Raw genomic sequence first — 22,226 nt, 5'->3', positions numbered from 1 at the left:
AGTTGCACAGACGAGGGGTGGATGCTGCGCAGCATCCACCCCCTCGTCGTGTCATACACCTCGTGAACCGCGCGTACCCGCATGAAGCAGCACGGCGAACGACGTCGGGATCGAGCGGATGAATGCCGCGTGGCGCGCCACGGCGGCCCGACGCCGCGCCATGCGTTCCTGCTCGCGTTCCCAGCGCATGTCGCTGATCCGGTCGCTGAACTCGCGGGCCGCGGAGTGGCTCATGGTGTCGGCGTACATGTCGCTTCCTCTCGTCGTGGGCCGGCGCGGTCGGCCGTCCTCATCGACACCACGATCGACACCGGAGATTTCGACACGCACGAAAGGGTTGAGAATCTCTTCCGGCATCCTGTCGAATTGACCCGGACGTGTTCGTGGTGATGATGAGGGTCGCCGCACGTGCGATCGAGAGGAGCGCGATGGTCGACGCGGATGCCGCGATCTCGCGCACCTACCGCGAGGAGTGGAGCATGATCGTCGCCGGCCTCGTCCGCCGCTACGGCGACCTCGACATCGCCGAAGAGACCGCTGCTGAAGCGTTCGCCACGGCTGTCGAGCGCTGGCCCGTCGACGGTGTGCCGCCGAATCCGGGTGCCTGGATCACTACGACCGCGCACCGCAAGGCGGTCGACCGGCTTGCGCCGCGAGGCCAGGCGCGACGGCAAACAGAGGGAGGCGCTTCTCATGGAGGACGACTCGCCTGCCGAGCCGGTCGGCGTCGTTGAAGACGACCGGCTGCGGTTGATCTTCACGTGCTGCCAACCGGTGCTGTCGATGGATGCCCGTGTCGCGCTCACCCTGCGGATGATCGGCGGTCTCACCGTCGCCGAGATCGCCCGGGCCTTCCTGGTGCAGGAGAGGACGATGGGGCAGCGGATCAGCCGCGCCAAGGCGAAGATCAAAGCTGCGGGCGTGCCGTTCCGGATGCCAGAGCATGACGACGTACAGGAGCGTGTCGCCGGGGTGCTCGCCGTGCTCTATCTGATCTTCAATGAGGGCTACTTCGCGTCGGGGGAGGACGTTGATCCGATCCGTCGCGACCTCACCGATGAGGCGATCCGTCTCGCACGACTCGTGAGAAGACTTCTCCCTGCGGGTACACCCGAGGATGCCGAGGCGACAGGCCTGCTGGCGCTGATGCTTCTCACCCAGGCGCGTGCCGATGCGCGCCTCTCCGCCGACGGGGAGCTCATCCGACTGGATGAGCAGGATCGCGGCTCCTGGAACCAGGACCTCATTCACGAAGGCATCGCACTGCTCGACGGTGCGCTGGAAACCAACGGCAGGAACATCGCCGGGCTGGGCCGCTACCGACTGCTCGCCGCGATCAACGCGGTGCACGTCTCCGCACAGCGGGCGCAGGACACCGACTGGGGCCGAATCGTCGCTCTGTACACCGCCTTCGAACGCATCGACCCGAGTCCGATCGTGCGGCTCAACAGGGCCATTGCGATCTCCGAGTACGACTCACCCGACGTCGCCCTCGCGCTCATCGAGCCGCTGGGCGGAGAGCTGGGCGGCCATCACGCCTTCCAGACGACGCGCGCGGAGCTGCCGCGTCTGACCGGGCGTCGGCAGGAAGCGCGCGCAGCCTACGACCGCGCGATCGAATTGGCGGTCAACCCGGCCGAGCTCGCACTTCTCACCCGTCGGCGGCACGAACTCGCCGACACGACGAACAACGACGGAGGAACCTCATGACCAGCACATATCTCGTCATCCACATGACGGATCGGACAGGAACCGCGCTCGACCAGGCGGAAGATCGTCGGATGCTCGATACCTGGGCCGAACAGGGCACGAACGCCGGGATGCTCGAGCTGGGCGGCCCGGTCGCCGGGCCGGAACGGGCGAAATCGGTCGCCGTGCGCGACGGCGAGGTTCTCGTCACCGACGGTCCGTTCCCGGAATTCAAGGAGTGGTTCGCCGGGTACGACCTCATCGAGGCCGAGTCGATCGAAGAAGCTGCCGCCTACATGTCGGGGCATCCGTTGGCCGTCGCCGGGCGAATCTACCTCCTTCCCGTCGTCGCTCTGCCCTGGGACGGGCAACAGGGCGTGTCTTGAGAAGTAGTCTGACGCCTCACCGAGCTATGGTGAGCCTATGAACGACTACTCCGGAATGGCCGGCCTGGGCTTCGGCGTCCTGCTCGTCGGGCTCATCGTCTACCTGGGCACGCTGGCACTGGCCCTGTGGATCGGGTACCTCATCATGCGCACCGCCGTGAAGAACGGTGTCCTGCTCGCCGACGAGGAGCGCGCGCGGCGAGCAGGCGGGTTCCCTCCCGGAGCGGGGCCGCGTCCGCCGATGCCTCCGGGTCGCCCCTACTAGCATTGCCCTATGCCTCAGCGTCCGCCGTTCAGTCCCGTGATCTCCCTGCTGACGGTCGGGAGCATCTGGGACGGGCAGCTGAACGCGCAGCTGAAGGACCTGGGCCTGACCACCCGGAAGTACGGGCTGCTCGCGCACATCCAGGCCACGCCCGGCATCTCGTTCTCGGAGTTGGCGCGGCGTTCGCAGATCACCGTGCAGACCGCCCACACGGCGGTGCGCGCGCTGGTCGGAGACGGGCTGGCGGCGGATGCCACAGCCCACGCGGGCGCAGCATCCACCCTCCGCGTCACCGAGAAGGGGGCCGCGGCGCTCGCCGAGGCCGATGCGCGGCTCGCGCGCCTGGACGCCGTGTTCTCGCAGGCCTCGCCGGCGCTGACCGACGCTCTCGAGGGGCTGCACGAGGAGCCGTTCGGAGAGGACCTTCAGAATCCCTGAAGGATCTTCAGTTACACTGAAGGTATGTTCCGCTCTCCCTCCCGACTCTTCCGTGTCTTCGCCGTCGCCGAAGCCATCACGTGGACCCTTCTGATCACCGGTCTGATCCTGCGCGCGACCGCCGGGCTGGCGGTGGCCGTGCTGATCGGCGGCGGCATCCACGGGTTCGTCTTCCTCTGCTATGGCGCCACCGCGATCCTGGTCGCCAAGAACAACCGCTGGGGCGCGTGGCCGACGATCGTCGCGATCGGCTCGGCGATCGTGCCCTACGCGACGATTCCGGCCGAGATCTGGCTGCACCGCACCGGGCGGCTGGCCGGCGACTGGCGCCGGGAGGCCACCGACGATCCGCGCGACAGCACGTGGCATGACCGGCTCGCTGCGCTTCTTCCTGGTCCGACCGGTGCTCCTGGGCGGCCTGGCCGTCGTCGCGGTGGCGGTGCTGTTCACCGCGCTGGTGGTGATCGGTCCGCCCGGCGGGCGGGCCTGACCGGCCGCAGCACGTCGCGCCAGATGGTGACCAGCATCCAGACGAAGGTCCCGGTCCACGCCGCCAGCGCCACCCACATCTCGACGTAGCCGATCGTGTGCACGATCGGCAGATGGTCGACGTCGCCGAGGAACTGCGAGCCCACGCCGTACATCCCCAGCGGGAAGACGATGCTCCACAGCGTGGCCTCGTAGCGGAAGGGGATGCGGTGGCGCACGTGCCGCCACCAGCCGGCGATCACCAGCGGCGGGATCAGCCAGGTCCCGAACGCCCAGAAGAACACCGAGGCGCCCGCGATCAGGCCGCGCGTGGCATCCACCATCGGCGCATCCGCCATCTGCACGATCCGCGCACCCGCCACGACGGTGATGGCGGTGGCGCCCATCGCGACCCAGTACGGCGGCGTGAGGTCTGCGGGCCGGAACGGCACGGTCAGCATCCGCACCCCCACGAACACCCCGACCGCGCAGTAGAGGAAGGTCCCCACCGACCAGGAGAAGACGGCCAGCAGCGCCAGGGCCGGCCGCGCGGGAGCGAGTTCGGGCTCGACCTCGAGGGTCGCCGCCAGCACGGCGATCGATTGGCTGGCGACCGCCCAGATGAACCAGGTGCCGTTGGCGGTGGTGATCGGCTTGCGCCTTGCGGTCGCCGAGCACCGCCGTCCACGGCACGGTGTAGCCGAGGATGATCCACGCGATGGATGCCACGAGCAGCAGCACCAGCGACACGATGTGGAAGCCGCCCTCCTGACTGAGCCGGCTGCCCAGCACGCAGGTGGCGGCCACGAATGTGAAGAACCCGAACGCGCGGGCCGGGTCGGCGAAGTCCTCCGCCAGATTCGCGCGGTGGCGCACCGTCCGCACGATGTTCAGCACGATGAGGACGACGTACGCGATCGCGGCGACGGCCAGGAGCAGGACGGATGCCGCGACCCAGCCGTTCGTGCGCATCCCGACCGAGACGATTCCACTGGCCATGACCAGCGCGAAGTACCCCGGGGTCAGCTCCGCGACGCTCCGGTCGGCACGGCCGAGCAGCGTGGACGTCGTGGACACGCCCCAAGGCTAGCGCCCCGCGGATCCGGCCCGCGGGGTGCAGGATCGTGAATATGCAGCTCTCCAGCACGTCCACCCAGCGCACCTACCGGTATCTGCGGATCTCGATCGTCGGCGCCGTGGCGGCCCTGGCGGCATCCCTGGTCGCCGTCGTGGTGGCCGACGGCGCGGTGACCTCCCTGAGCGCACTGTTCTACACGCCGGGGCGCACGGTGTTCACCGGGGTGCTGTTCGCCATCGCGCTGGCGCTGCTGGCCCTGTCCGGTCACAGCCTCGAGCAGATCCTGCTGGATCTGGCGGCGCTGTTCGCCCCGCTGATCGCGATCATCCCCACCCCGATCCAGGCCGGCGATGCCCCGGGCGTCGACCCGGAGTGCTCATCGTCGGTGCCGTGCGTGCCGGCGGATGCCGCCCCCGACGTGCGCAACGGCATCGTGACCTTCGCGGTGATCGCCGTCCTCGGCGTGGTGCTGGCGCTCGTGCTGGCCCGCGTGCAGCGCACCGCGTCGACCGGCGTGCTCGTGGCCGCCCCAGTGGCGGTGATCGTCGCGATCGGCGTGATCGGCTGGATGCTCACGGCACCCGACAGCCTCCTGCGCCTCGGCCACCTGGTGGCCACCGGCGCCTTCTTCGCCCTGACCGCCGCGGTCGCGGTGACCGCGGCGATCACGTCGGCGGATCGGTGGCGCGCGCTGTACGCCGGCGTCGCCATCGGGATGGCGGCCTTCCTCGTCTACCTCGGCATCGTCATGATCGCCCGGCTCGCCGGCGCCGACCAGACCGGGCAGCCCTGGATCCTGGTGGGGGAGTCCGGTCTGGTCGTGCTGTTCGCGGTGTTCTGGATCGCCCAGACCGTGCAGAAGTGGGACGAGGTGGATCCGTCGCTGCGGGCGCGAGCCGTGCCCGCCCGCTGACTACCGGGCCGGCACCTGCTGCAGCGTCCAGCGGTTGCCGTCGGGGTCGCGGAACGTCACGAAGCGGCCCCACGCCTGCTCGTCGACTCCCTCGGCCTCGGCGCCGGCCGCACGCAGGTGCGCGAGCGCCTCGTCGGCATCCGGAACGACCACCTGGATGGTGTTCTGCCGCCCCGGCTCGAGATCGATGCCGAGGTTCGTGCCGAACGCGATCGAGCACGCCGACCCGGGCGGGGTCATCTGCACGAACCGCAGTCCGTCGAACGGCGTCTGGTCGTGGTCGGGGTGGAACCCGATCCGGGTGTAGAACTCCTTCGCGCGGTCGACGTCGGTCACGGGTACGAAGATCAGCTCGATGCGCCAGTCCATGGGGTCTCCTTCGAATGTGTGACTCCGACGCTACGCGGGGGCTCCGACATGCTCGGACGTGCTGCCCGCGACCTGGAATACCCGGTGCACCGTCGCGTTGTAACTTGATACAACCGTGCTCAAGTTCGTAGACTTGATGCACATACACTCAAGTTTCGAGGAGTACTGAATGTTCGATGACGGCACACCCCCGATCGAGGGCGCCGAGAACGGCGCGGGCGCGTTCGACGACTTCCTCGCGCGCTACCTCGCCGGCGAGCGGGCGCGTCAACAGCGCTCGGTCGATCTGAGCCGCTTCATGACCGCCCGCACCCAAGAGGTGCTGCAGAACGCGGTCCAGTTCGCTCTGGGGCGCGGCCAGCGCGAGGTCGACACGCTGCACGTGCTGCGGATGCTGATGGACGTCTCGCCCACCCGCGAGGCGGTGCGGCGCGTCGGCGCCGACCCGGCGGCCATCGCCCGGGCGGCCGAGCAGCGGCTGCCGGCCGAGACGCGTGCGATCGGCGAGACCGACGGCGCTGTGATGACCCCGTCGCTCGAGCGGGCGCTGTTCCACGCGTTCCAGGTCGCCCGCTCGTCCGGATCCACCTACGTCGACCCGGAGCACCTGTTCTTCGCCCTCGTGCTCGCCCAGGACATCCCGTCCGGGCAGGTGCTGGCCCAGGCCGGGGTGACCGCCGAGGCGCTCACCCAGGGTGCGAACGAGACCATGACGGCCGGCGGAACGTCGGCTGCGGGCGGCGCGGAGCAGGGCGACACGCCGATGCTGGCCCAGTTCGGCACCGACCTGACCGCCCTGGCCGAGGCCGGCGAACTCGATCCGGTGATCGGACGCGCCGACGAGATCGAGCAGACGATCGAGATCCTGTCACGCCGTACCAAGAACAACCCGGTGCTGGTCGGCGAGGCCGGCGTCGGCAAGACGGCGATCGTGGAGGGCCTGGCCCGAGCGATCGTGGCGGACGAGGTGCCCGAGCAGCTTGCGCGGCAAGCGGGTGATCGCCCTGGACCTGGCTGCCATGGTCGCCGGCACGCGCTACCGCGGCGACTTCGAGGAGCGGCTGACCAAGATGATGGACGAGATCGCGGCTCACTCCGGTGAGCTGATCGTGTTCATCGACGAGGTGCACACCGTGGTCGGCGCCGGCGGCGGCGGGGATGCCGGCGGGATGGATGCCGGCAACATCCTCAAGCCGCGCCTGGCGCGCGGCGAACTGCACCTGATCGGCGCGACGACGCTGGGCGAGTACCGGCGGATCGAGAAGGATGCTGCGCTGGAACGCCGGTTCCAGCCGGTCAAGGTCGGCGAGCCGAGCGTGGGCGACGCGATCCGGATCCTGCACGGCCTCAAGCCCGCGTACGAAGAGCACCACCGGGTGAGCTACACCGACGACGCGCTGCGCGCCGCCGTCGAGCTGAGCGACCGGTACCTGACCGAGCGGGTGCTTCCGGACAAGGCGATCGACCTCATCGACCAGGCCGGCGCCCGGCTGCGGCTGCGCCTGGGCGTGCGGACCGACTCCGGCGTGCTGCCGGCAGCTGGCCGATCTGGAGGCGGAGAAGAACGCCGCCGTCTCGGCAGAGCACTACGAGGACGCCTCGCGGCTGCGCGATGACATCGCGGACGTGCAGCGGCAAGCTGGACGAACTGGTCGCCGCGCCGGCGGCGGATGCCGTCGTGGACGAGCCCGAGATCGCCGCCGTGATCAGCCGGGCCACCGGCATCCCGGTCGCGCGTCTCACCGAGAGCGAGCGCGACCGCCTCGCGATGCTCGAGCACGAGCTGCACGCGCGGGTCATCGGACAGGACGACGCGGTGACCGCCGTCGCCAAGGCGGTGCGGCGCAACCGCACCGGCATGGGCGACGCGCGCCGGCCGATCGGCTCGTTCCTGTTCCTGGGCCCGACCGGCGTCGGCAAGACCGAGCTGGCCAAGGCTCTCGCGCAGTCGCTGTTCGACGACGAGAGCTCGGTGATCCGGTTCGACATGAGCGAGTTCGGCGAGCGGCACACGGTGTCGCGCCTGGTCGGCGCACCCCCGGGATACGTGGGCTACGACGAGGCCGGGCAGCTCACCGAGCGGGTGCGGCGCAACCCGTACTCCGTCGTGCTGTTCGACGAGATCGAGAAGGCGCATCCCGACGTGTTCAACCTGCTGCTGCAGGTGCTCGATGACGGGCGCCTGACCGACGGGCAGGGGCGCACGGTCGACTTCCGCAACACCGTGGTGGTGATGACCTCCAACCTCGGCAGCGAGTTCCTCGCGTCCCGCGGCGGGGCCATCGGATTCCTCGCCGACGGCGGGGGAGAGACCGGGTTCGGGTCGGAGAAGGACCTGCGCGATCGGGTCATGGGCAAGCTCCGCGAGGCGATGCGTCCGGAGTTCCTGAACCGGATCGACGAGATCGTGCTGTTCCGCAAGCTGGATCGCACGCAGCTCGGCGAGATCGTCCGGCTGCTGCTGGACGCGAGCCGCACGCGGCTGGCCGGACGGGACGTGCGCATCGAGGTCACCGACGCCGCCGTGGCGTGGCTGGTCGAGAACGGCTACGAGCCCGAGTACGGGGCGCGCCCGCTGCGCCGGCTCATCCAGCGCGAGGTCGACGACCGCATCGCCGACCTGTTCGTGTCGGGTGCGCTGGGCGACGGCGGAGCGGTGACCGTGGATGCCGTGGAGGGGGCGCTGGCCGTCACGGCGGCGCCCGTGCACCAGGCGGCGTGACCCGCACGGGGGAGGTGCGTGGCACACTCGGGACATGAGCGATGCACCCCTGTCCATCGGAGTGGCCGGCACCCTCGGCCCCGCGGCGATCGCACAGATCGCCGCGGCGGCCGAGGGTGCCGGCCTTTTTGCCCTCTGGGTGAACGACACCCCCGGCGGCGACGCGCTGGCCGCGCTGCAGGCGGCCGCGCGGGTCACCGATCGGCTGATGCTGGGCACCGGTGTCGTGCCGCTGGACCGCTTGCACCCCGGAGGAGATCCTGGCCAAGGCAGACGGCCTGCCCGAGGGCCGGCTGATGCTGGGGATCGGCTCGGGTCAGGCATCCGGTCCGGTCCTGGCGCCCATGCGCAACGGCATCGACGCCCTGCGTGCGGGGACGGATGCGCCGATCGTCGTCGGCGCGCTCGGCCCGAAGATGCGGGCGCTGGCGGCCGAGGCCGGCGACGGGATGCTGCTGAGCTGGCTGACCCCGCAGGACGCCGCCGCGCAGACGGCGAGGGCGCACCTGGCTGCGCCGGGCTGCGCATGTCGCGCTCTACGTCCGCACGGCCCTGGAGCCGGGCGGGATGCCGCGGCTGCGCGCCGAGGTGCAAGCGCTACGCCCGCTTCCCGAAGTACGCCGCGAACTTCGCACGGCTCGGCGTCGACCCGGCCGAGACCGTGCTCACGCCCGACAGCGGGACGCTGCCGGCCTACCGTCGCGCCGTCGACGAGGTCGTGCTGCGGGCGATGACCGCCGGCGACGATGTCGCCGATTACCTGCGGTTCGTGCAGATGGCGGGCAGGATGGGGGGATGACGAGCGTCGGCGCCATCTTCACGCCCCACCCGAATCCGCCCGAATCGTTCCGCGCCGCGGTGCTGGCCGCCGAGGACGCGGGGCTCGACGCGCTGTGGGTGTGGGAGGACTGCTTCCGCACCTCGGCGTTCGCCGCGGCATCCGCGGCCCTGGCCTGGACCGCGCGCCTGCGCATCGGGATCGGCATCGCGCCCATGCCGCTTGCGCAACGTCGCGGCCACCGCGATGGAGATCGCGACGATCGAGCGACTGTTCCCCGGCCGGCTCATGCCCGGGGTCGGCCACGGCGTGCTGCCGTGGATGGCCCAGGCCGGCGCCCGAGTCGCGTCGCCGCTCACCCTGATGCGCGAGTACGTCCCGGCGCTGCGCGCGCTGCTGGCCGGCGACGAGGTCACCGTCGACGGACGATACGTGACGCTCGACCGGGTGCGGCTTGACTGGCCGCCGACCGCGGCGCCCCGGGTCTACGCGGCCGCCGAACGGCCGAGGACCCTGGCACTGGCCGGCGAGGTCGCCGACGGCACGGTCCTGGACATGGGGCACACCGTCGACGAGGTGGCCACGGCCGTGCGGACGGTGCGCGCGTCGAACGCCGTGCAGCACGTGGTGGCCTACGTCGTCGCCGCCTTCGGGACGGATGCCGCAGCCCGCGCCGTCGGCCACTTCGGCGACGACGCGCCGGACGACGCCGCCGATCGGGTGCTCGCAGGCTCGATCGAGGATATCGCCGCCGGAGTGCGCCGCTTCGCGGCGGCCGGCGTCGACCACGTCGTGCTCATGCCCACCGACGACGCCGATCTGACCGACTACTACACGGCGGCGGCGGAGGTCGGGCGGCGGGTGCGGGGGTGAACCCGGTCGCCACCCTCGCGGGCGGGTCGGGCTTCGTCGGACGAGCGCTGACCGAGGCTCTGCACGCGGACGGGTACCGGGTGCGGCACATCGGCCGCGCCGGCCCGGACGCGCGCTGGGACGACGCCGACGGCGTGCGGCGAGCGGTCGACGGCGCGGCCGTGCTGGTGAACCTCGCCGGCAAGTCGGTCGACTGCCGGTACACCGATCGGAACCGGGACGAGATCCACCGGTCGCGGGTCGCGACCACGCGGATGCTCGGCGATGCGGTGGCGGCGGCATCCGCCCCGCCCGGCCTCTGGCTGAACGCGAGCACCGCGACGATCTATCGGTACGCGCTGGACCGGGCCCAGACCGAGGACGGCGGCGAACTCGGCGAGGGCTTCTCCGTGGACGTCGCGCGCGACTGGGAGGCGGAACTGTTCGCGGGCGACCTGCCCGGCACGCGGCGGGTCGCGCTGCGGATGGCGATCGTCCTGGGCGACGGGCCGGCGACCGCTCGCCTGTTCACGCTCGCCCGGCTCGGGCTGGGCGGCCCGCACTTCGACGGACGATGGTTCCCACATCGGCGCTATCGCGGCATCGGCACACAGCCCAGCGGTGACGGACGCGCGGCGTGGCACCGCTCGGGCGGGCGACAGCGATTCAGCTGGATCCACCTCGACGATGTCGTCGGCGCGGTACGGTTCCTGCGCGATCACCCGCAGATCACCGGTCCGGTCAATCTGTCATCGCCGCACCCGACCGATGACCGCACGCTCATGGCGACGTTGCGTCGTGTGGTGGGGATGCCGATCGGGGTGCCTGCCCCGCGGTGTGTGCTGGAGCCGGCCATGTGGGCGCTGCGCACCGAACCCGAACTGGTGCTGAAGAGCCGGTGGGTGCTCCCGCAGCGGCTCACCGATGCCGGATTCGCGTTCACCCACCCGGAGCTGGAAGAGGCGCTGCGCGACGTGTGGCGGGGCCGCTAGCGCCCCCGGCCCTCGTCGGCGATCGGCACGTGCGGGATCAGCACGGTGCACGCCACCAGGAGCACCGCAGAGGCGGCGACGCCGATGAAGACGGCCACCGACCCGGCCTGGATGGCGGAGGGATGCTGCGGCCCGCCGCCGGTGGCGATGACCGCGTTGGCGATCGCGCCGTACACGGCGACGCCGATCGAGCTGCCCACCGAGCGGGCGAGCATGTTCGTGCCCGAGACCACGCCGCGACGGCGCAGGTCGACCGAGGACTGCGCGGCGATCAGCGACGGATTGGCGACCAGGCCCAGGCCGAGTCCGACCACGAAGCACGCTGCGGCGGTGAGCACGAGCGACGGCGTCGCGGCGAACGCGAGCAGGCAGCGCGCCGCCCACGGCCAGCACGCTGCCGATCACCGCGGTGGACCGGAACCCGATGCGCAGATAGAAGCGGCCCGCCAGCGATCCGCTGATCGGCCAGCCTAGGCTCAGCGCCGCCACCGCGAGCCCGGCCAGCAGCGGCGACGCGCCGGCGGTGGACTGGAGGAACGTCGGGACGAACGAGGTCAGGCCGATGAGCACGGCGCCCACGCCGAGGGCGGCCAGAGACGTGGTGACCACGACCCGGCTGGACAGCACCCATGGGGCGAGCACGGGATCGGCCGCCCTCCGCTCGACGAGGGCGAACGCCACAAGGAGCGCGCCGCCCAGACCGAAGCATCCGATGCTCTGCCAGCTCGCCCACGCCCAGCCCTGCCCGCCCTCCAGCACGCCGAGCACGAGCAGGACCAGGGCGGCCGTGAGCAGCGCCGCCCCGGCCACATCGATCCGCTGGCGGTGCCGCTCGAATCGCTCGTGGTAGCTGCGGGTCAGCATGAACAGGGCCAGCAGGCACAGCGGCACGTTGATCCAGAAGATCCACCGCCACGACAGGAACTGCGCGAACACGCCGCCCAGGGTCGGCCCGGCCACCGACGAGATCGCCCACACGCTGGCCAGGTACGCCTGGGCGGTGGCGCGTTCGCGCACCGTGTAGATGTCGCCGGCGATGGTCATGCTCGTCGGGGTGATCGCGCCCGCGCCGAGACCCTGGACGGCGCGGAACACGATCAGGGCGGTCATGTTCCAGGCGAGAGCGCTGGCGACCGAGCCGGCCAGGAACAGCAGGATGCCGATGATCATCATCGGCTTGCGGCCGAACGTGTCGCACAGCTTCGCGTACACCGGCACCGACGCGGCCTGGGCCAGCAGGTAGATCGAGAATAGCCAGGGGAACTGGCCGAATCCGCCCAGGTCGGCCACGATCGTCGGCACGGCGGTGGCCAGGATCGTCGAGTCGATGGCGATCAGGAAGCCGGCCAGCATGAGCGAGAGCAGGATCTGTCCGCGTTCGCCGCGCAAGCCCGACCTCAGTGACCATATGCCCACTCAACCATGCGTCGCGGGGTGCGCATTCCCCCGGCTGTCGGCGGTGGGTGCGAGAATGCGGGGATGCTGCTGGCTGAGGTCGTCGACACGCTCGAGGCGGTCACCGCCACCTCTTCGCGCCGGGCGAAGACCGAGGCGCTCGCGACGCTGCTGGCCCGCGTCGAGCCGGCGGAGATCCCGGCCGCGATCGGGTTGCTGACCGCGGCGCCGCGGCAGGGGCGGCTCGGCGTGGGCTGGCGCGCGCTCGCCGCGATGACCGCCGCGATGACCACCGTGCACGCGGATGCGGCGGCCGTGGGCATCGCCGACGTCGATGCGGTGTTCGCGGAGCTGGCCGCGACATCCGGTGAAGGATCGTCCGGGCGACGGACCGCCCTGCTGCACGAGCTGGCGGAGCGCGCGACGGCCCGGGAGTGGGACCTCCTGGCCCGCGTGCTGCAGGGGAGCTGCGCACGGGCGCCCTGCAGGGCGTGCTGCTGGAGGCGATCGCCCGCGCCGCAGATGCCGACCCGGCACTGGTGCGGCGCGCGGCCATGCTCTCCGGCGATCTCGGCGAGACCGCGCAGCTCGCCCTGACCGGAGCCGATCTGGCCGCCGTCGGCCTGCGGGTGGGCCGCCCGGTGCTGCCGATGCTCGCGGGGACCGCGGCATCCGTCGCCGCCGCGCTGGAGACGACCGGTGCGGCATCCGTGGAGTACAAGCTCGACGGCGCCCGCATCCAGGTGCACCGGCGCGGCGACGACGTGCGCGTGTACACCCGCACCCTCGCCGACGTCACCCATCGGGTCCCCGAGATCGTCGCCGCCGTGCGGGCGCTGCCGGCGGATGCGGTGATCCTCGACGGCGAGACGCTGACCCTGGACGAGGACGGCGCGCCGCGTCCGTTCCAGGACACGATGGCCCGGTTCGGCACGGACGGGATCGGCACAGCGGGGATCGGCACAGCGGGGATCGGCACAGCGGGGATCGGCACAGCGGGGATCGACACAGCCCCGCCGGCGCTGCGCCCGTGGTTCTTCGACATCCTGCACGTGGACGGACGTGACCTCATCGACGAGCCGCTGCATGTGCGGCAGGCCGAACTGGCGCGTGTGGCCGGGCAAGTCTGCGGGTCCCGGGGATCGTCACCGCCGACCCGGACGCCGCGCAGCGGCTGTCGGCCCGCGCACTGGCGGCCGGCCACGAGGGCGTCGTGGTCAAGGGGATCGAGGCGCCGTACGCCGCCGGGCGGCGCGGGGCGACGTGGATCAAGGTCAAGCCGGTGCTCACCTACGACCTGGTGGTGCTGGCCTGCGAATGGGGATCCGGCCGGCGGCGCGGCTGGCTGTCGAACCTGCACCTGGGTGCCCGCGACCCGGCCGGCGCGTTCGGCGATCCGGACGGGTTCGTGATGGTGGGCAAGACGTTCAAGGGGCTCACCGACGAGCGCTGCGCTGGCAGACGGCGCGCTTCGCCGAGATCGAGACGCGACGCACCGCGTCCACCGTGTACGTCGAGCCGGTCACCGTGGTCGAGATCGCGATCGACGGCGTGCAGCGCTCGACCCGGTACCCCGGCGGCATCGCGTTGCGCTTCGCCCGGGTCAAGGGGTACCGGCCGGACAAGAGCCCGGCCGACGCCGACACGATCCAGACGCTGCGCGCGCTGCGCGGCTCGTGACCGGATCAGGCCGCGTCATGCCCCGGGTCTGCGCCGCTGGCCACCGACTCCGGGATCTCACCGGGCCGGAACTTGGGCAGACGACTGGCCGGCACGATGGCGGCCGCGCTGACCCCGGCCAGGATCAGCAGCCCCAGGCGCAGCGCGCCCAGGCGCGCGCTCTCGTTGATCTCGACCGCGGCCGCCACCTGCTGGTCGGTCAGGTCGGTCGCCGCCAGCACCTCGTCGAGCCGGTCGTTGCTGACGAAGTTCACGCTGCTCAGCGGGATCTGCGCGGTCACCTCGTCCGGAAGATCGGGATGGGCCGCGATCGCCGTGGTGATCCCGCCGGCCAGCAGACCCACCAGCAGCGCACCCGAGACCGCCGTCCCGACGGCCGAGGCGAGATTCTGCGTGGTGCCGCGCACCGAGCCGACGTCGCCGGCGAGCTCCTTCGGCGAGGCCGTGACCAGTACGTTGAACACCAGCGTGACCAACGACCCCTGCCCGACGCCGAAAACGAACAGCCCGAGGATCGTGGGCAGCGTCTCCCAGTTGTTGGTGACCACGAACGAGAGCCAGACCAGCGCGGCGGTGGTCAGGATGAACCCGAACACCCCGATCTGGCGCGGCGAGAACCGGCGGTAGAACCGCACCACCACCATCGCGGCGACGAACACCGTGAGGTTGAACGGCAGGCATGGCCAGGGACGTGTCGAACGGGGTGCGCCCCTGCACGATCTGGATGTACAGCGGCACCGTGAAGTTCAGCGCCGCCTCCAGCGCCACCACGATGAACATCGCGTACACCGCGGCGCGCTCACGGGACGAGCCGAACACCGACAGGCTGACCAGCGGCACCTTCCCCCGCTTGGTCCGCCGTCGCGTCCACAGGAAGAACAGCTTGCACGAGCACGATCCCGACCAGGATCAGCACGGGCGCGGGGGAGAGCCCGAGCACGTCGAACGGGGCGTTCTCGGTCGCCTGCAGCAGCCCCAGCCGTTCAGGTTGTTCACCCCGAGGGTGAGGCACATGATGCCCAGCCCGATGATGACCGCGGCCACCACGTCGATCTTGATGCCCGGGTTGCCGCGCGACGCGGTCAGGCCGAAGCTCAGCACGAAAACCGCCACGGCGATCACCAGCACGACCGCGAACACCCACCGCCAGCCGACGAACGTGGCGAGGGTCCCGCCGAGCAGGAAGGCGGTGACGCCGGCCAGCGCCCGCGCAGAGCCGAGCGAGCCGATCGCCGTCTCCTGCTGCCGCCCGTGATAGTTCTCGGCGATCAGGGCGACGAGGGCGGGGACGATGATGGCGGCGGATGCTCCGGCCAGCGCCTGTGCGAGGATCACCCAGCCCACGCCCGGGGAGAGGATCATGATCAGCGCGGATGCCGCGAACACGAGCACGACCACGCGGAAGATGACCACCCACCCGATGCGCTGCCCGATCTTGGCGCCGACCATCACCAGCGCCGCCACGAACAGTCCGTACACCACGATCGCGGTGGACACGTCGGTGGGCGGCACGCCGAAATCGTCGACCATGCTGCCCAGGGTGACCGGCAGCGCGGCGACGTTGTAGGACATGAGGATCTGCGCCAGGAACAGGCCGATCAGCGGGACCCAGGAGGTGCGCGCGGGCGCGGAAGCGGTCATGGGGTGTCCTCTCGATGGAAATGCGACGCGGAGGCGAAGATGTTCAGTCCCAGCGAGCGTGCAAGGTAGGCGGTCGCCACCTGTCCTCGGACGCTGTTGCCCGCGGCATCCAACCGCGGGGCGTACGCCCCGATGCCCACCTTGCCCGGTGCCACGGTGACCAGTCCGCCGGCCACGCCGCTCTTGCCCGGCAGGCCGATCTCGAACAGCCACTCGCCGCTGGTCTGGTACAGGCCGCTGGCGGCCATCACCGCCAGCGTGTCGCGGCAGACGTCGGCCGAGACCACCTGGTCGCCGGTGAGCGGGTTCACGCCGCCGTCGGCGAGGGTCGCGCCCATCACCGCCAGATCGCGCGCGTCCACCCGCAGCGAGCACTGGCGGGTGTAGACATCCACCGCCTCGGCGGGGTCGGTCCGCATCCGCCCGTAGCTGTGCAGGAGCGCCGCGATCGCCTGGTTGCGCTGATTCGTGCCGCTCTCGGAGCGGTACACCTCGTCGTCGAGGATCAGCTCGTGCCCGGCGAAGCGGGAGAGCCCCTCATGCAGAAACCGCCATTGCCCGTCGGGGCTGCCGCCCGGCAGGAGCGCCGTCGTGGCGATCGCGCCGGCGTTGACCATCGGGTTCATCGGGTGGCCGTCGTTCATCTCGATCGCGATGACCGAGTTGAACGCGAGTCCGGTGCTGTTCACGCCGACGAGTTCGCGGACCTCGTGGTGCCCGACGGCCTCGCACAGCAGGGCGTATGCGAAGGCCTTGGAGATGGACTGGATCGAGAACGGCACCCGGGTCTGGCCCGCCTCGTGCAGGCCGCCGTCGACGTCGGCCACGCACAGGCCGAACGCATCCGGATCGGCACCGGCCAGCACCGGGATGTAGTCCGCCACGGCGCCGTCGTGCCGGTCACGGGCGCGGCGGTAGGCACTGTCCACCGCCGCATCGATCGCGCGGTCCTCAGGGACCGGGCCGGTGCGCGCCCGCTGGTGGACATCGGTGACATCCAACTCGTCGTCGCGCACGCGCCCACGCTAGCGCACCGCGAGTCCGCCGTGGGGTGGTCTCAGGAGCGCGAGGGCTGCAGTCGCACGGTGACGATGTTGGTCGACTCGTCGAGCTCGGCGACCTCCGGATGCGCCTTCACGAAGTCCGAGAACGACCGGTGCCCGAGCGCCTTCTCGCTGAAGGACGGGTCCATCCGCTTGAGCAGGTTCTTCACCGCCGACAGATGCACCCACTCGTCGTCGGTGCGCACGTGCTCGAGCTTGAGCGCGCGTTCCAGGAGCTCTCCGGAGGCGTCGCTCTGCTCCTTCTCCTCCTTCTCCTTCTTCTTCGTGCGGGTGCGGCCGGCGGGAGCGGCATCCGATTCGGACTTTGACTCCGGCGCCTCCACCACGGTGATGCCGGGCAGGGAGTCGTACGAGTCGAACTGATCGCACGCGGCCGCCAGCGACTTCGCCGTGGATCCGGCGACGCCCACCCCGACCACGAAGCGGCCGAGGCGCTTGCAGCGCTGGGCGAGCGGCACATAGTCGGAGTCGCCGCCGACGATCACGACGTGGGTCAGGTCGGGCAGTCGGAACATGTCCTCGACGGTGTCGACGGCCAGGCGGATGTCGGCGCCGTTCTTCGCATACGCGGCCGCCGGGAACAGCTGCACCAGGTCGACCGCGCGGGCCACCAGCTGCGAGCGGTACTGTGCGTTGACCGGGCTGGACCAGTCCGCGTAGGCCCGGGTCAGCACCAGGGTGCCGAAGGATGCCGCGTAGTCGATGATCGCGCCGACGTCGATGGTGGCCGCGGCCAGGCGCTGCGCGATCTCGGGCTCGCTGGGATCGGCGGTGATGCGCTGCCGGTCATGCGAGTACGAGTTGCGGCCGTGCACTCGGTCGTACCAGCTCATCACGATGTTGTCGAAGTCGAGGTAGACGGCGACGCGGGCATCCTGTGCAGTGGGCATGGTCCCAGTGTCGCAGGTCGCCACCTATGCTCGTGTCATGCCGTTCCTGTTCTGGCTCCTGGTGATGGCGGCGATGGTGTTCGCCGTTGTGGACATCGTCACCCACGACGAGGCGCGGATCCGGTTCATGCCGAAGTTCGTCTGGCTGATCCTGGTGATCCTGCTGCCGGTGCTGGGAGTGGTCCTGTGGTTCGTGCTGGGGCGCGAGTATCCCGATCGCCCGCCGCGTCAGCATCGCCGCGCGCGCACCGCGCAAGCCCACGGCATCCGTCCCCTCGCCGCCGGCCCGCCCGCAGGACACGCGCACCACCGAGCACAGCTGGCCGATCTGGAGCGCGAGATCGCACAGGACCGCCTGCGCTCCGAGGGGCGGCGACGGCAGTCGGGGGACGTAGGTCAGTCGCCTGCGGATTCGTCAGCGGAGCCCTCAGCCGGGTCGTCGGCAGAGTAGCGGACGCCGATCTGCGCGCGGATCTCGTCCAGCGTGCCCATGATCGCGACGGTCTCGGCGATCGGGAGCAGGTCGCCGTCGCGCCGGCCCTCGGCGATGAGGCGCTCCGCCTCGAGCGCCTGGAACTGCATGCCACGGCCGTCGACCTCTGACACGTAGTCCTCGACGACGGTGCCGTCGGGGGCGGTCAGCCGGAACGAGGTGGGCGTGTACCAGACCCGGTCGATGTCGATGCGCCCGGCAGTGCCGACGATGTGGGCGGTGTTCGGCCCCGCGGCCCGCGACGACGACAGTGTCGTGGAGACGGCGCCGGAGGCGTGCGTGAAGACCGTGGCCACTTCGGTGTCCGCGCCGGTGTCGCCGAGCCGGGCCTGCGCCTGGACCGTCATCGGCGCGCCGAGGATGTCCCACGCGAACGAGACCGGGTAGATGCCCAGGTCCAGCAGCGCCCCACCGCCCAGCTCGAGTGCGTTCAGCCGATGCGTCGGGTCGGTGCTGATCTGCTGCGTGTGGTCGGCGAACAGCGCCCGCACCTCGCCGAGCGCGCCGTCGGCGATCAGCGCGCGGATGCGGCGCATGTGCGGCAGATATCGCGTCCACATCGCCTCCATGGCCAGCAGGCCGCGCTCGGCGGCGGCGGACTGCACCGCCCGCGCCTGGCGGGCGTTCACGGTGAACGACTTCTCCACGAGCACGTGCTTGCCGTGCTCCAGGCACAGCAGCGCGTCTTCGGCGTGCATCGGGTGGGGCGTGGCCACGTAGACGATGTCGACATCGGGGTCGGCGGCGAGCTCCTCATACGAGCCGTGCGCGCGCGGGATCGCGAACTCCCGGGCGAACCGCTCGGCGGCGTCCGGGCGGCGCGAGCCGACGGCCCGCACGTCGCGTCCCGCGGTGCGCAGGTCGCTGGTGAACGCGTGGGCGATGCCGCCCGTGGCGAGGATGCCCCATCGAAGTCCGGTCATGTCCTCAGACTATGGGTTCTCAGACGGCGGCCAGGGCGCGGTCGAGATCGGCGATCAGGTCGGCCGGGTCCTCCAGGCCGATCGACAGGCGGACCGTCGCCGACGAGATCCCCGCCTCGCGCAGCTGCACCGGCGACAGATGGCTGTGCGTCATCGACGCCGGGTGGGTCACGATGCTGCGGGCGTCGCCGATGTTGGCCAGCAGCCGCAGCACCCGCAGCCCGGAGATGAACCGTTCGACCCGGTCGAAGTCGGCGGCGGGGTCTCCGGCAGAGCGCAGCTCGATCGAGAACACCGACGGGACGCCGCGGCTCAGGTAGGTGCGGGATGCCGCGTGCCAGGGGCTGGTGGGCAGCCCGGGGTGGTGCACCGCGGCCACGGCGGGGTGCGACCGGAGATGCTCGGCGATCAGCTGGGCCGATGCCGAGTGCCGCTGCATCCGCAGGTCGAGCGTCTCCAGCCCCTGCAGCAGCTGGAAGGCGGAGGACGCTGAGAGGGTCGGCCCGAGATCGTGCAGGTATTTCGCCTTGATCAGGGCGATCAACGGCGATCCGCCGGCGAAGTGGTCGGCCAGGCTGGCCTGGCCGCCGAGCCGGCGCGAGGGTGCGGACAGCGCCGGCCAGCGTTCCGGTGCGGCGGTGAAGTCGAACGTGCCGAGATCCACGATCACGCCGCCGAGGACCGCACCGTGGCCGCCGATGAACTTCGTCGCCGAGTGCACCGCGACATCGGCCCCGAACTCCTTCGGACGCTGCAGGTAAGGGGTGGCGACGGTGTTGTCCACGACCAGCGGCACGCCGGCGGCATGGGCGATGTCGGCGATCCGCCGCACGTCCAGCACCTGCGCGATCGGGTTGGCGACGGTCTCGGCGAGGAAGACGCGCGTGGACTCGCGCACCGCGTCGCGCCAGCCGTCCACATCGTCCTGGTCGACGAAAGTGGTCTCGATGCCCCAGTCCGGGAGCGTGTCCTCGAGCAGGTCGACCGTGCCGCCGTACAGCTGCCGGGCGGCGACGATGTGCCCGCCCCGGCCGGCCAGCGCCAGCAGGGTCAGCGCGACGGCCGCCTGGCCGGAGGCGAGGGCGACCGCGGCGATCCCGCCCTCCAGCGCGGCCACGCGCTGCTCGAGCACGGCCACCGTGGGGTTCGCCGTGCGCGAATAGACGTCTCCGTCCCGACGGTGCGCGAACAGGTCGCGCGCGTGCGAGAGCGACTCGAACTCGAACGCGTTGGACTGGTAGATCGGCGGCACCGCCGCCGGCACCGGGGCGCTCGCCGTGAACCCCGCCTGGACCTGGACGGTCGCAAACGAGGGGGTGGGACAGTCGGCGGCGTCAGACATGGTCCCATTCTCGATGCCGACCCCGCCCGATCGCGCCTCGTGTGTCGAACTGTTGCGCCGACCCCGGCCGCGAAGGGGGCACGATGGGGGAGTGCACCCGCTGATCGACGTCCGTACCCTGTCCGCCCTGATCGACGAGGGCGCACCGCTGCGCCTCCTGGATGTGCGCTACCGCCTCGACGAGCCCGACGGGCGACCGGCGTACCGGTCCGGACACCTGCCGGGCGCGGTCTACGTCCAGATGGAGACCGAGCTGGCCCGGCTCGGCGCACCCGGCGAGGGGCGGCATCCGCTCCCGCCGCTGTCCGTGCTGCAGGACGCGGCCCGGCGGTGGGGCGTGGACCCCGGCGACACGGTCGTCGCCTACGACGACTGGAACATGCTGGGGGCGGCGCGGCTGTGGTGGATGCTTGCGCGGTGCCGGCGTCGCCGACGTGCGCGTGCTGGACGGCGGCCTGTCCGCGTGGCGTGCGGCCGTGCTGCCATTGGAGGCGGGTGACGTGGTCCCCGCGCCCGGGTCGATCGTGCTGCACGAGCGGACGGAGGGCGTGGCATCCATCGACGACGCGGCGGCCTGGCCGGAGCACGGCGTGCTGCTGGACGTGCGCGCCGGCGAGCGCTATCGCGGCGAGGCGGAGCCGCTGGACCCGGTGGCCGGGCACATCCCCGGTGCGGTGAACCTGCCGAGCCCGGAGTATCTGCGCGACGGACGGTTCGCCGATGCCGCGGACATCCGGCAGGCGTTCGCCGCCGTCGGCGCCGGGCAGGGCACGGAGGTGGCCGCCTACTGCGGCTCGGGGATCACTGCCGCACAGGCCGCACTGGCCGGGGCGATCGCCGGAATCGATGTCGCCGTGTACCCCGGGTCGTGGAGCCAGTGGGCGAACACCCCGGGCCGGCCGGTCGCTACGGGACCAGCGTGATCTTGCCGTCGACGCCGGCGGCCAGTGCGCGCAGCGCGGCGGCGGCATCGGCCAGCGGGAACGTCGGCCCGAGCTCCACGGTGAACCTGCCGGCGGCCATCAGTGCGAGGGTGACCGGCATCGCCTCGGCGCGCAGCGTTGCTGACGCGGCGTGAGCGGGTCGGGGGCGCCGCCCAGGAATGCGCGGATGCCGAGGGCCGCGGCATCCTTCCCGCGCACGAGCGTCGCGACCCGTCCACGGTCCGGTGCGAGCCGCAGCGAGGTCTCGATCGCCTCGTCGGTGCCGGCGATGTCGATCACCGCGGTGATGCCTTCCCGGGCAGCGTCGCCGCACCCGCGCGGCGAGGCCGCCGCCGTAGGCGACCGGGATCGCCCCCAGCGCGCGCAGGCGATCGTGGCGACGGGGGATGCCGTGGCCACGACCCGTGCGCCCCACAGGATCGCGAACTGCACGACCGCCTGCCCGACCGATCCGGATCCGCCGTGCACGAGCACCGTGTCGCCCCGGCCGACATGCAGCGAGCGCAAGCGTCTGGTACGCGGTGCCGGCGGGGACGCCGAGAGCCGCGCCCGCGGCGGCCGAGACCTGCGGCGGGCGCGGCTGCACGTGCGCGATCGGTGCCGTGAGCTCGGTGGCGCAGGTGCCGGTCACGCCGAACACGATCACGTCCTGCCCGACGGCGACGCCCTCGGTGTCCGGTCCGACGGCGATCACCGTGCCCGCGGCATCCCCGCCGATCCCGCGCGGTGCGGTGATCGGCCCGGTCGGCCGGAGCCCGGAGAGCACCTTCGCGTCGATCGGGTTGATCCCGGCCGCCGCCACCCGCACGGCGACCTCCCCGGCCCCGGGGGACGGGGAGGTCACCTCCTGCAGCGTCAGGACCTCTGGTCCGCCGAACTCGACGTACTGGACTGCCTGTGCCAT

General features: G+C 71.4%; 20 protein-coding genes and 8 pseudogenes. 16 read left to right on the top strand and 12 right to left on the bottom strand.

Going from position 1 to position 22,226, the window contains the following annotated elements; all coding sequences use genetic code 11:
• Positions 1 to 51: 51 nt before the first annotated feature.
• Positions 52 to 357 carry a hypothetical protein gene (locus L2X98_RS02750; RefSeq protein ID WP_259612243.1) on the bottom strand — a complete coding sequence of 102 codons (306 nt, stop codon included), beginning with the start codon at positions 355 to 357 and terminating at the stop codon, positions 52 to 54.
• A gap of 20 nt (positions 358 to 377) precedes the next feature.
• Here L2X98_RS02750 and L2X98_RS19865 point away from each other — a divergent pair, with 20 nt between their 5' ends.
• The 6 genes and pseudogenes from L2X98_RS19865 (at position 378) to L2X98_RS02725 (ending at position 3,268) form a co-directional block, all read left to right on the top strand.
• Complete coding sequence (locus tag L2X98_RS19865) at positions 378 to 734, top strand: sigma factor (RefSeq protein WP_354002898.1); 357 nt, start codon at positions 378 to 380, stop codon at positions 732 to 734.
• On the top strand, positions 694 to 1,710 hold the full coding sequence (locus tag L2X98_RS02745; RefSeq protein WP_354002897.1) for an RNA polymerase sigma factor: 1,017 nt from the start codon (positions 694 to 696) through the stop codon (positions 1,708 to 1,710). The genes L2X98_RS19865 and L2X98_RS02745 overlap by 41 nt, the downstream gene beginning before the upstream one ends.
• Complete coding sequence (locus L2X98_RS02740; RefSeq protein ID WP_259612242.1) at positions 1,707 to 2,075, top strand: YciI family protein; 369 nt, start codon at positions 1,707 to 1,709, stop codon at positions 2,073 to 2,075. Before L2X98_RS02745 ends, L2X98_RS02740 begins: the two co-directional genes overlap by 4 nt.
• Before the next feature lie 37 nt (positions 2,076 to 2,112).
• Positions 2,113 to 2,340 carry a hypothetical protein gene (locus tag L2X98_RS02735; RefSeq protein ID WP_259612241.1) on the top strand — a complete coding sequence of 76 codons (228 nt, stop codon included), beginning with the start codon at positions 2,113 to 2,115 and terminating at the stop codon, positions 2,338 to 2,340.
• 9 nt (positions 2,341 to 2,349) lie between these two features.
• Positions 2,350 to 2,778, top strand: coding sequence for a MarR family winged helix-turn-helix transcriptional regulator (locus L2X98_RS02730; RefSeq protein WP_259612240.1), 429 nt, complete (start codon positions 2,350 to 2,352; stop codon positions 2,776 to 2,778).
• A gap of 24 nt (positions 2,779 to 2,802) precedes the next feature.
• Positions 2,803 to 3,268: pseudogene (locus tag L2X98_RS02725) on the top strand (DUF3817 domain-containing protein).
• Here the strand turns inward: L2X98_RS02725 and L2X98_RS02720 are convergent.
• Together L2X98_RS02720 and L2X98_RS02715 are read right to left on the bottom strand one after the other, a co-directional pair.
• The gene (locus tag L2X98_RS02720) at positions 3,225 to 3,869 is read right to left on the bottom strand and encodes a tellurite resistance/C4-dicarboxylate transporter family protein (RefSeq protein WP_259613163.1); all 645 of its coding nucleotides are present in this window, start codon (positions 3,867 to 3,869) and stop codon (positions 3,225 to 3,227) included. The pseudogene L2X98_RS02725 and the gene L2X98_RS02720 overlap by 44 nt on opposite strands.
• A 115-nt stretch (positions 3,870 to 3,984) precedes the next feature.
• Positions 3,985 to 4,218, bottom strand: a pseudogene (locus tag L2X98_RS02715) (tellurite resistance/C4-dicarboxylate transporter family protein); the annotation flags it as partial.
• A gap of 158 nt (positions 4,219 to 4,376) precedes the next feature.
• On the opposite strand from L2X98_RS02715, the gene L2X98_RS02710 reads away from it, so the two are divergent.
• Positions 4,377 to 5,237, top strand: coding sequence for a hypothetical protein (locus L2X98_RS02710; RefSeq protein WP_259612239.1), 861 nt, complete (start codon positions 4,377 to 4,379; stop codon positions 5,235 to 5,237).
• Here the strand turns inward: L2X98_RS02710 and L2X98_RS02705 are convergent, their stop codons facing one another.
• Complete coding sequence (locus L2X98_RS02705) at positions 5,238 to 5,606, bottom strand: VOC family protein (protein WP_259612238.1); 369 nt, start codon at positions 5,604 to 5,606, stop codon at positions 5,238 to 5,240.
• Positions 5,607 to 5,775: 169 nt separating this feature from the next.
• Here L2X98_RS02705 and L2X98_RS02700 point away from each other — a divergent pair.
• The 6 genes and pseudogenes from L2X98_RS02700 (at position 5,776) to L2X98_RS02685 (ending at position 10,950) form a co-directional block, all read left to right on the top strand.
• Positions 5,776 to 8,328: pseudogene (locus L2X98_RS02700) on the top strand (ATP-dependent Clp protease ATP-binding subunit).
• Positions 8,273 to 8,566, top strand: a pseudogene (locus tag L2X98_RS19860) (LLM class flavin-dependent oxidoreductase); the annotation flags it as partial. The pseudogenes L2X98_RS02700 and L2X98_RS19860, both read left to right, overlap by 56 nt.
• A gap of 58 nt (positions 8,567 to 8,624) precedes the next feature.
• A complete protein-coding gene (locus tag L2X98_RS19855) occupies positions 8,625 to 9,062 on the top strand; it encodes an LLM class flavin-dependent oxidoreductase (protein WP_354002986.1) in 438 nt (145 codons plus the stop codon).
• Between the two features lie 61 nt (positions 9,063 to 9,123).
• Positions 9,124 to 9,270 (top strand): annotated as a pseudogene (locus tag L2X98_RS19850) (LLM class flavin-dependent oxidoreductase); the annotation flags it as partial.
• Positions 9,271 to 9,328: 58 nt separating this feature from the next.
• Complete coding sequence (locus tag L2X98_RS02690; protein WP_259612236.1) at positions 9,329 to 9,979, top strand: LLM class flavin-dependent oxidoreductase; 651 nt, start codon at positions 9,329 to 9,331, stop codon at positions 9,977 to 9,979.
• Positions 9,976 to 10,950 (top strand): epimerase, encoded by a 975-nt coding sequence (locus L2X98_RS02685; protein WP_259612235.1) that lies wholly within the window; start codon positions 9,976 to 9,978, stop codon positions 10,948 to 10,950. Before L2X98_RS02690 ends, L2X98_RS02685 begins: the two co-directional genes overlap by 4 nt.
• Here L2X98_RS02685 and L2X98_RS02680 read toward each other — a convergent pair.
• Positions 10,947 to 12,303: pseudogene (locus tag L2X98_RS02680) on the bottom strand (MFS transporter). The gene L2X98_RS02685 and the pseudogene L2X98_RS02680 sit on opposite strands and share 4 nt — an antisense overlap.
• Positions 12,304 to 12,429: 126 nt before the next feature.
• On the opposite strand from L2X98_RS02680, the pseudogene L2X98_RS02675 reads away from it, so the two are divergent.
• Positions 12,430 to 14,025 (top strand): annotated as a pseudogene (locus L2X98_RS02675) (ATP-dependent DNA ligase).
• Positions 14,026 to 14,030: 5 nt separating this feature from the next.
• On the opposite strand, the gene L2X98_RS02670 reads toward L2X98_RS02675, so the two are convergent.
• The 4 genes from L2X98_RS02670 to L2X98_RS02655 all read right to left on the bottom strand — a co-directional run bounded on the left by L2X98_RS02670 (position 14,031) and on the right by L2X98_RS02655 (position 17,620).
• Positions 14,031 to 14,684 carry an MFS transporter gene (locus L2X98_RS02670; protein WP_259612234.1) on the bottom strand — a complete coding sequence of 218 codons (654 nt, stop codon included), beginning with the start codon at positions 14,682 to 14,684 and terminating at the stop codon, positions 14,031 to 14,033.
• A 250-nt stretch (positions 14,685 to 14,934) separates the two neighbouring features.
• Positions 14,935 to 15,666 carry an MFS transporter gene (locus L2X98_RS02665; protein ID WP_259612233.1) on the bottom strand — a complete coding sequence of 244 codons (732 nt, stop codon included), beginning with the start codon at positions 15,664 to 15,666 and terminating at the stop codon, positions 14,935 to 14,937.
• A complete protein-coding gene (glsA, locus tag L2X98_RS02660; RefSeq protein ID WP_259612232.1) occupies positions 15,663 to 16,682 on the bottom strand; it encodes a glutaminase A in 1,020 nt (339 codons plus the stop codon). The genes L2X98_RS02665 and glsA overlap by 4 nt, the downstream gene beginning before the upstream one ends.
• A gap of 41 nt (positions 16,683 to 16,723) precedes the next feature.
• Positions 16,724 to 17,620 carry an NYN domain-containing protein gene (locus L2X98_RS02655; RefSeq protein WP_259612231.1) on the bottom strand — a complete coding sequence of 299 codons (897 nt, stop codon included), beginning with the start codon at positions 17,618 to 17,620 and terminating at the stop codon, positions 16,724 to 16,726.
• Positions 17,621 to 17,657: 37 nt separating this feature from the next.
• Between L2X98_RS02655 and L2X98_RS02650 the strand changes: the two genes are divergently transcribed.
• Positions 17,658 to 18,071 (top strand): PLDc N-terminal domain-containing protein, encoded by a 414-nt coding sequence (locus L2X98_RS02650; RefSeq protein WP_259612230.1) that lies wholly within the window; start codon positions 17,658 to 17,660, stop codon positions 18,069 to 18,071.
• Here L2X98_RS02650 and L2X98_RS02645 read toward each other — a convergent pair.
• On the bottom strand, positions 18,017 to 19,036 hold the full coding sequence (locus L2X98_RS02645) for a Gfo/Idh/MocA family protein (RefSeq protein ID WP_259612229.1): 1,020 nt from the start codon (positions 19,034 to 19,036) through the stop codon (positions 18,017 to 18,019). The two genes, L2X98_RS02650 and L2X98_RS02645, sit on opposite strands and share 55 nt — an antisense overlap.
• A gap of 19 nt (positions 19,037 to 19,055) precedes the next feature.
• Positions 19,056 to 20,378: an O-acetylhomoserine aminocarboxypropyltransferase/cysteine synthase family protein gene (locus L2X98_RS02640; RefSeq protein WP_259612228.1), complete on the bottom strand. Its 1,323-nt coding sequence runs from the start codon at positions 20,376 to 20,378 to the stop codon at positions 19,056 to 19,058.
• A gap of 91 nt (positions 20,379 to 20,469) precedes the next feature.
• Between L2X98_RS02640 and L2X98_RS22075 the strand changes: the two are divergent.
• Positions 20,470 to 21,301, top strand: a pseudogene (locus tag L2X98_RS22075) (sulfurtransferase).
• Here L2X98_RS22075 and L2X98_RS02630 read toward each other — a convergent pair.
• Entirely contained in the window at positions 21,285 to 22,226 is a 942-nt protein-coding gene (locus L2X98_RS02630) for an alcohol dehydrogenase catalytic domain-containing protein (RefSeq protein WP_259612227.1), read from the bottom strand. The pseudogene L2X98_RS22075 and the gene L2X98_RS02630 sit on opposite strands and share 17 nt — an antisense overlap.

Origin of the sequence: Microbacterium elymi (genome assembly GCF_021582895.2) — a bacterium.
Classification (GTDB): Bacteria; Actinomycetota; Actinomycetes; order Actinomycetales; family Microbacteriaceae; genus Microbacterium; species Microbacterium humicola.
Note: the sequence above shows the minus strand (reverse complement) of the source record. Positions and strands in the feature narration are given on the sequence as shown.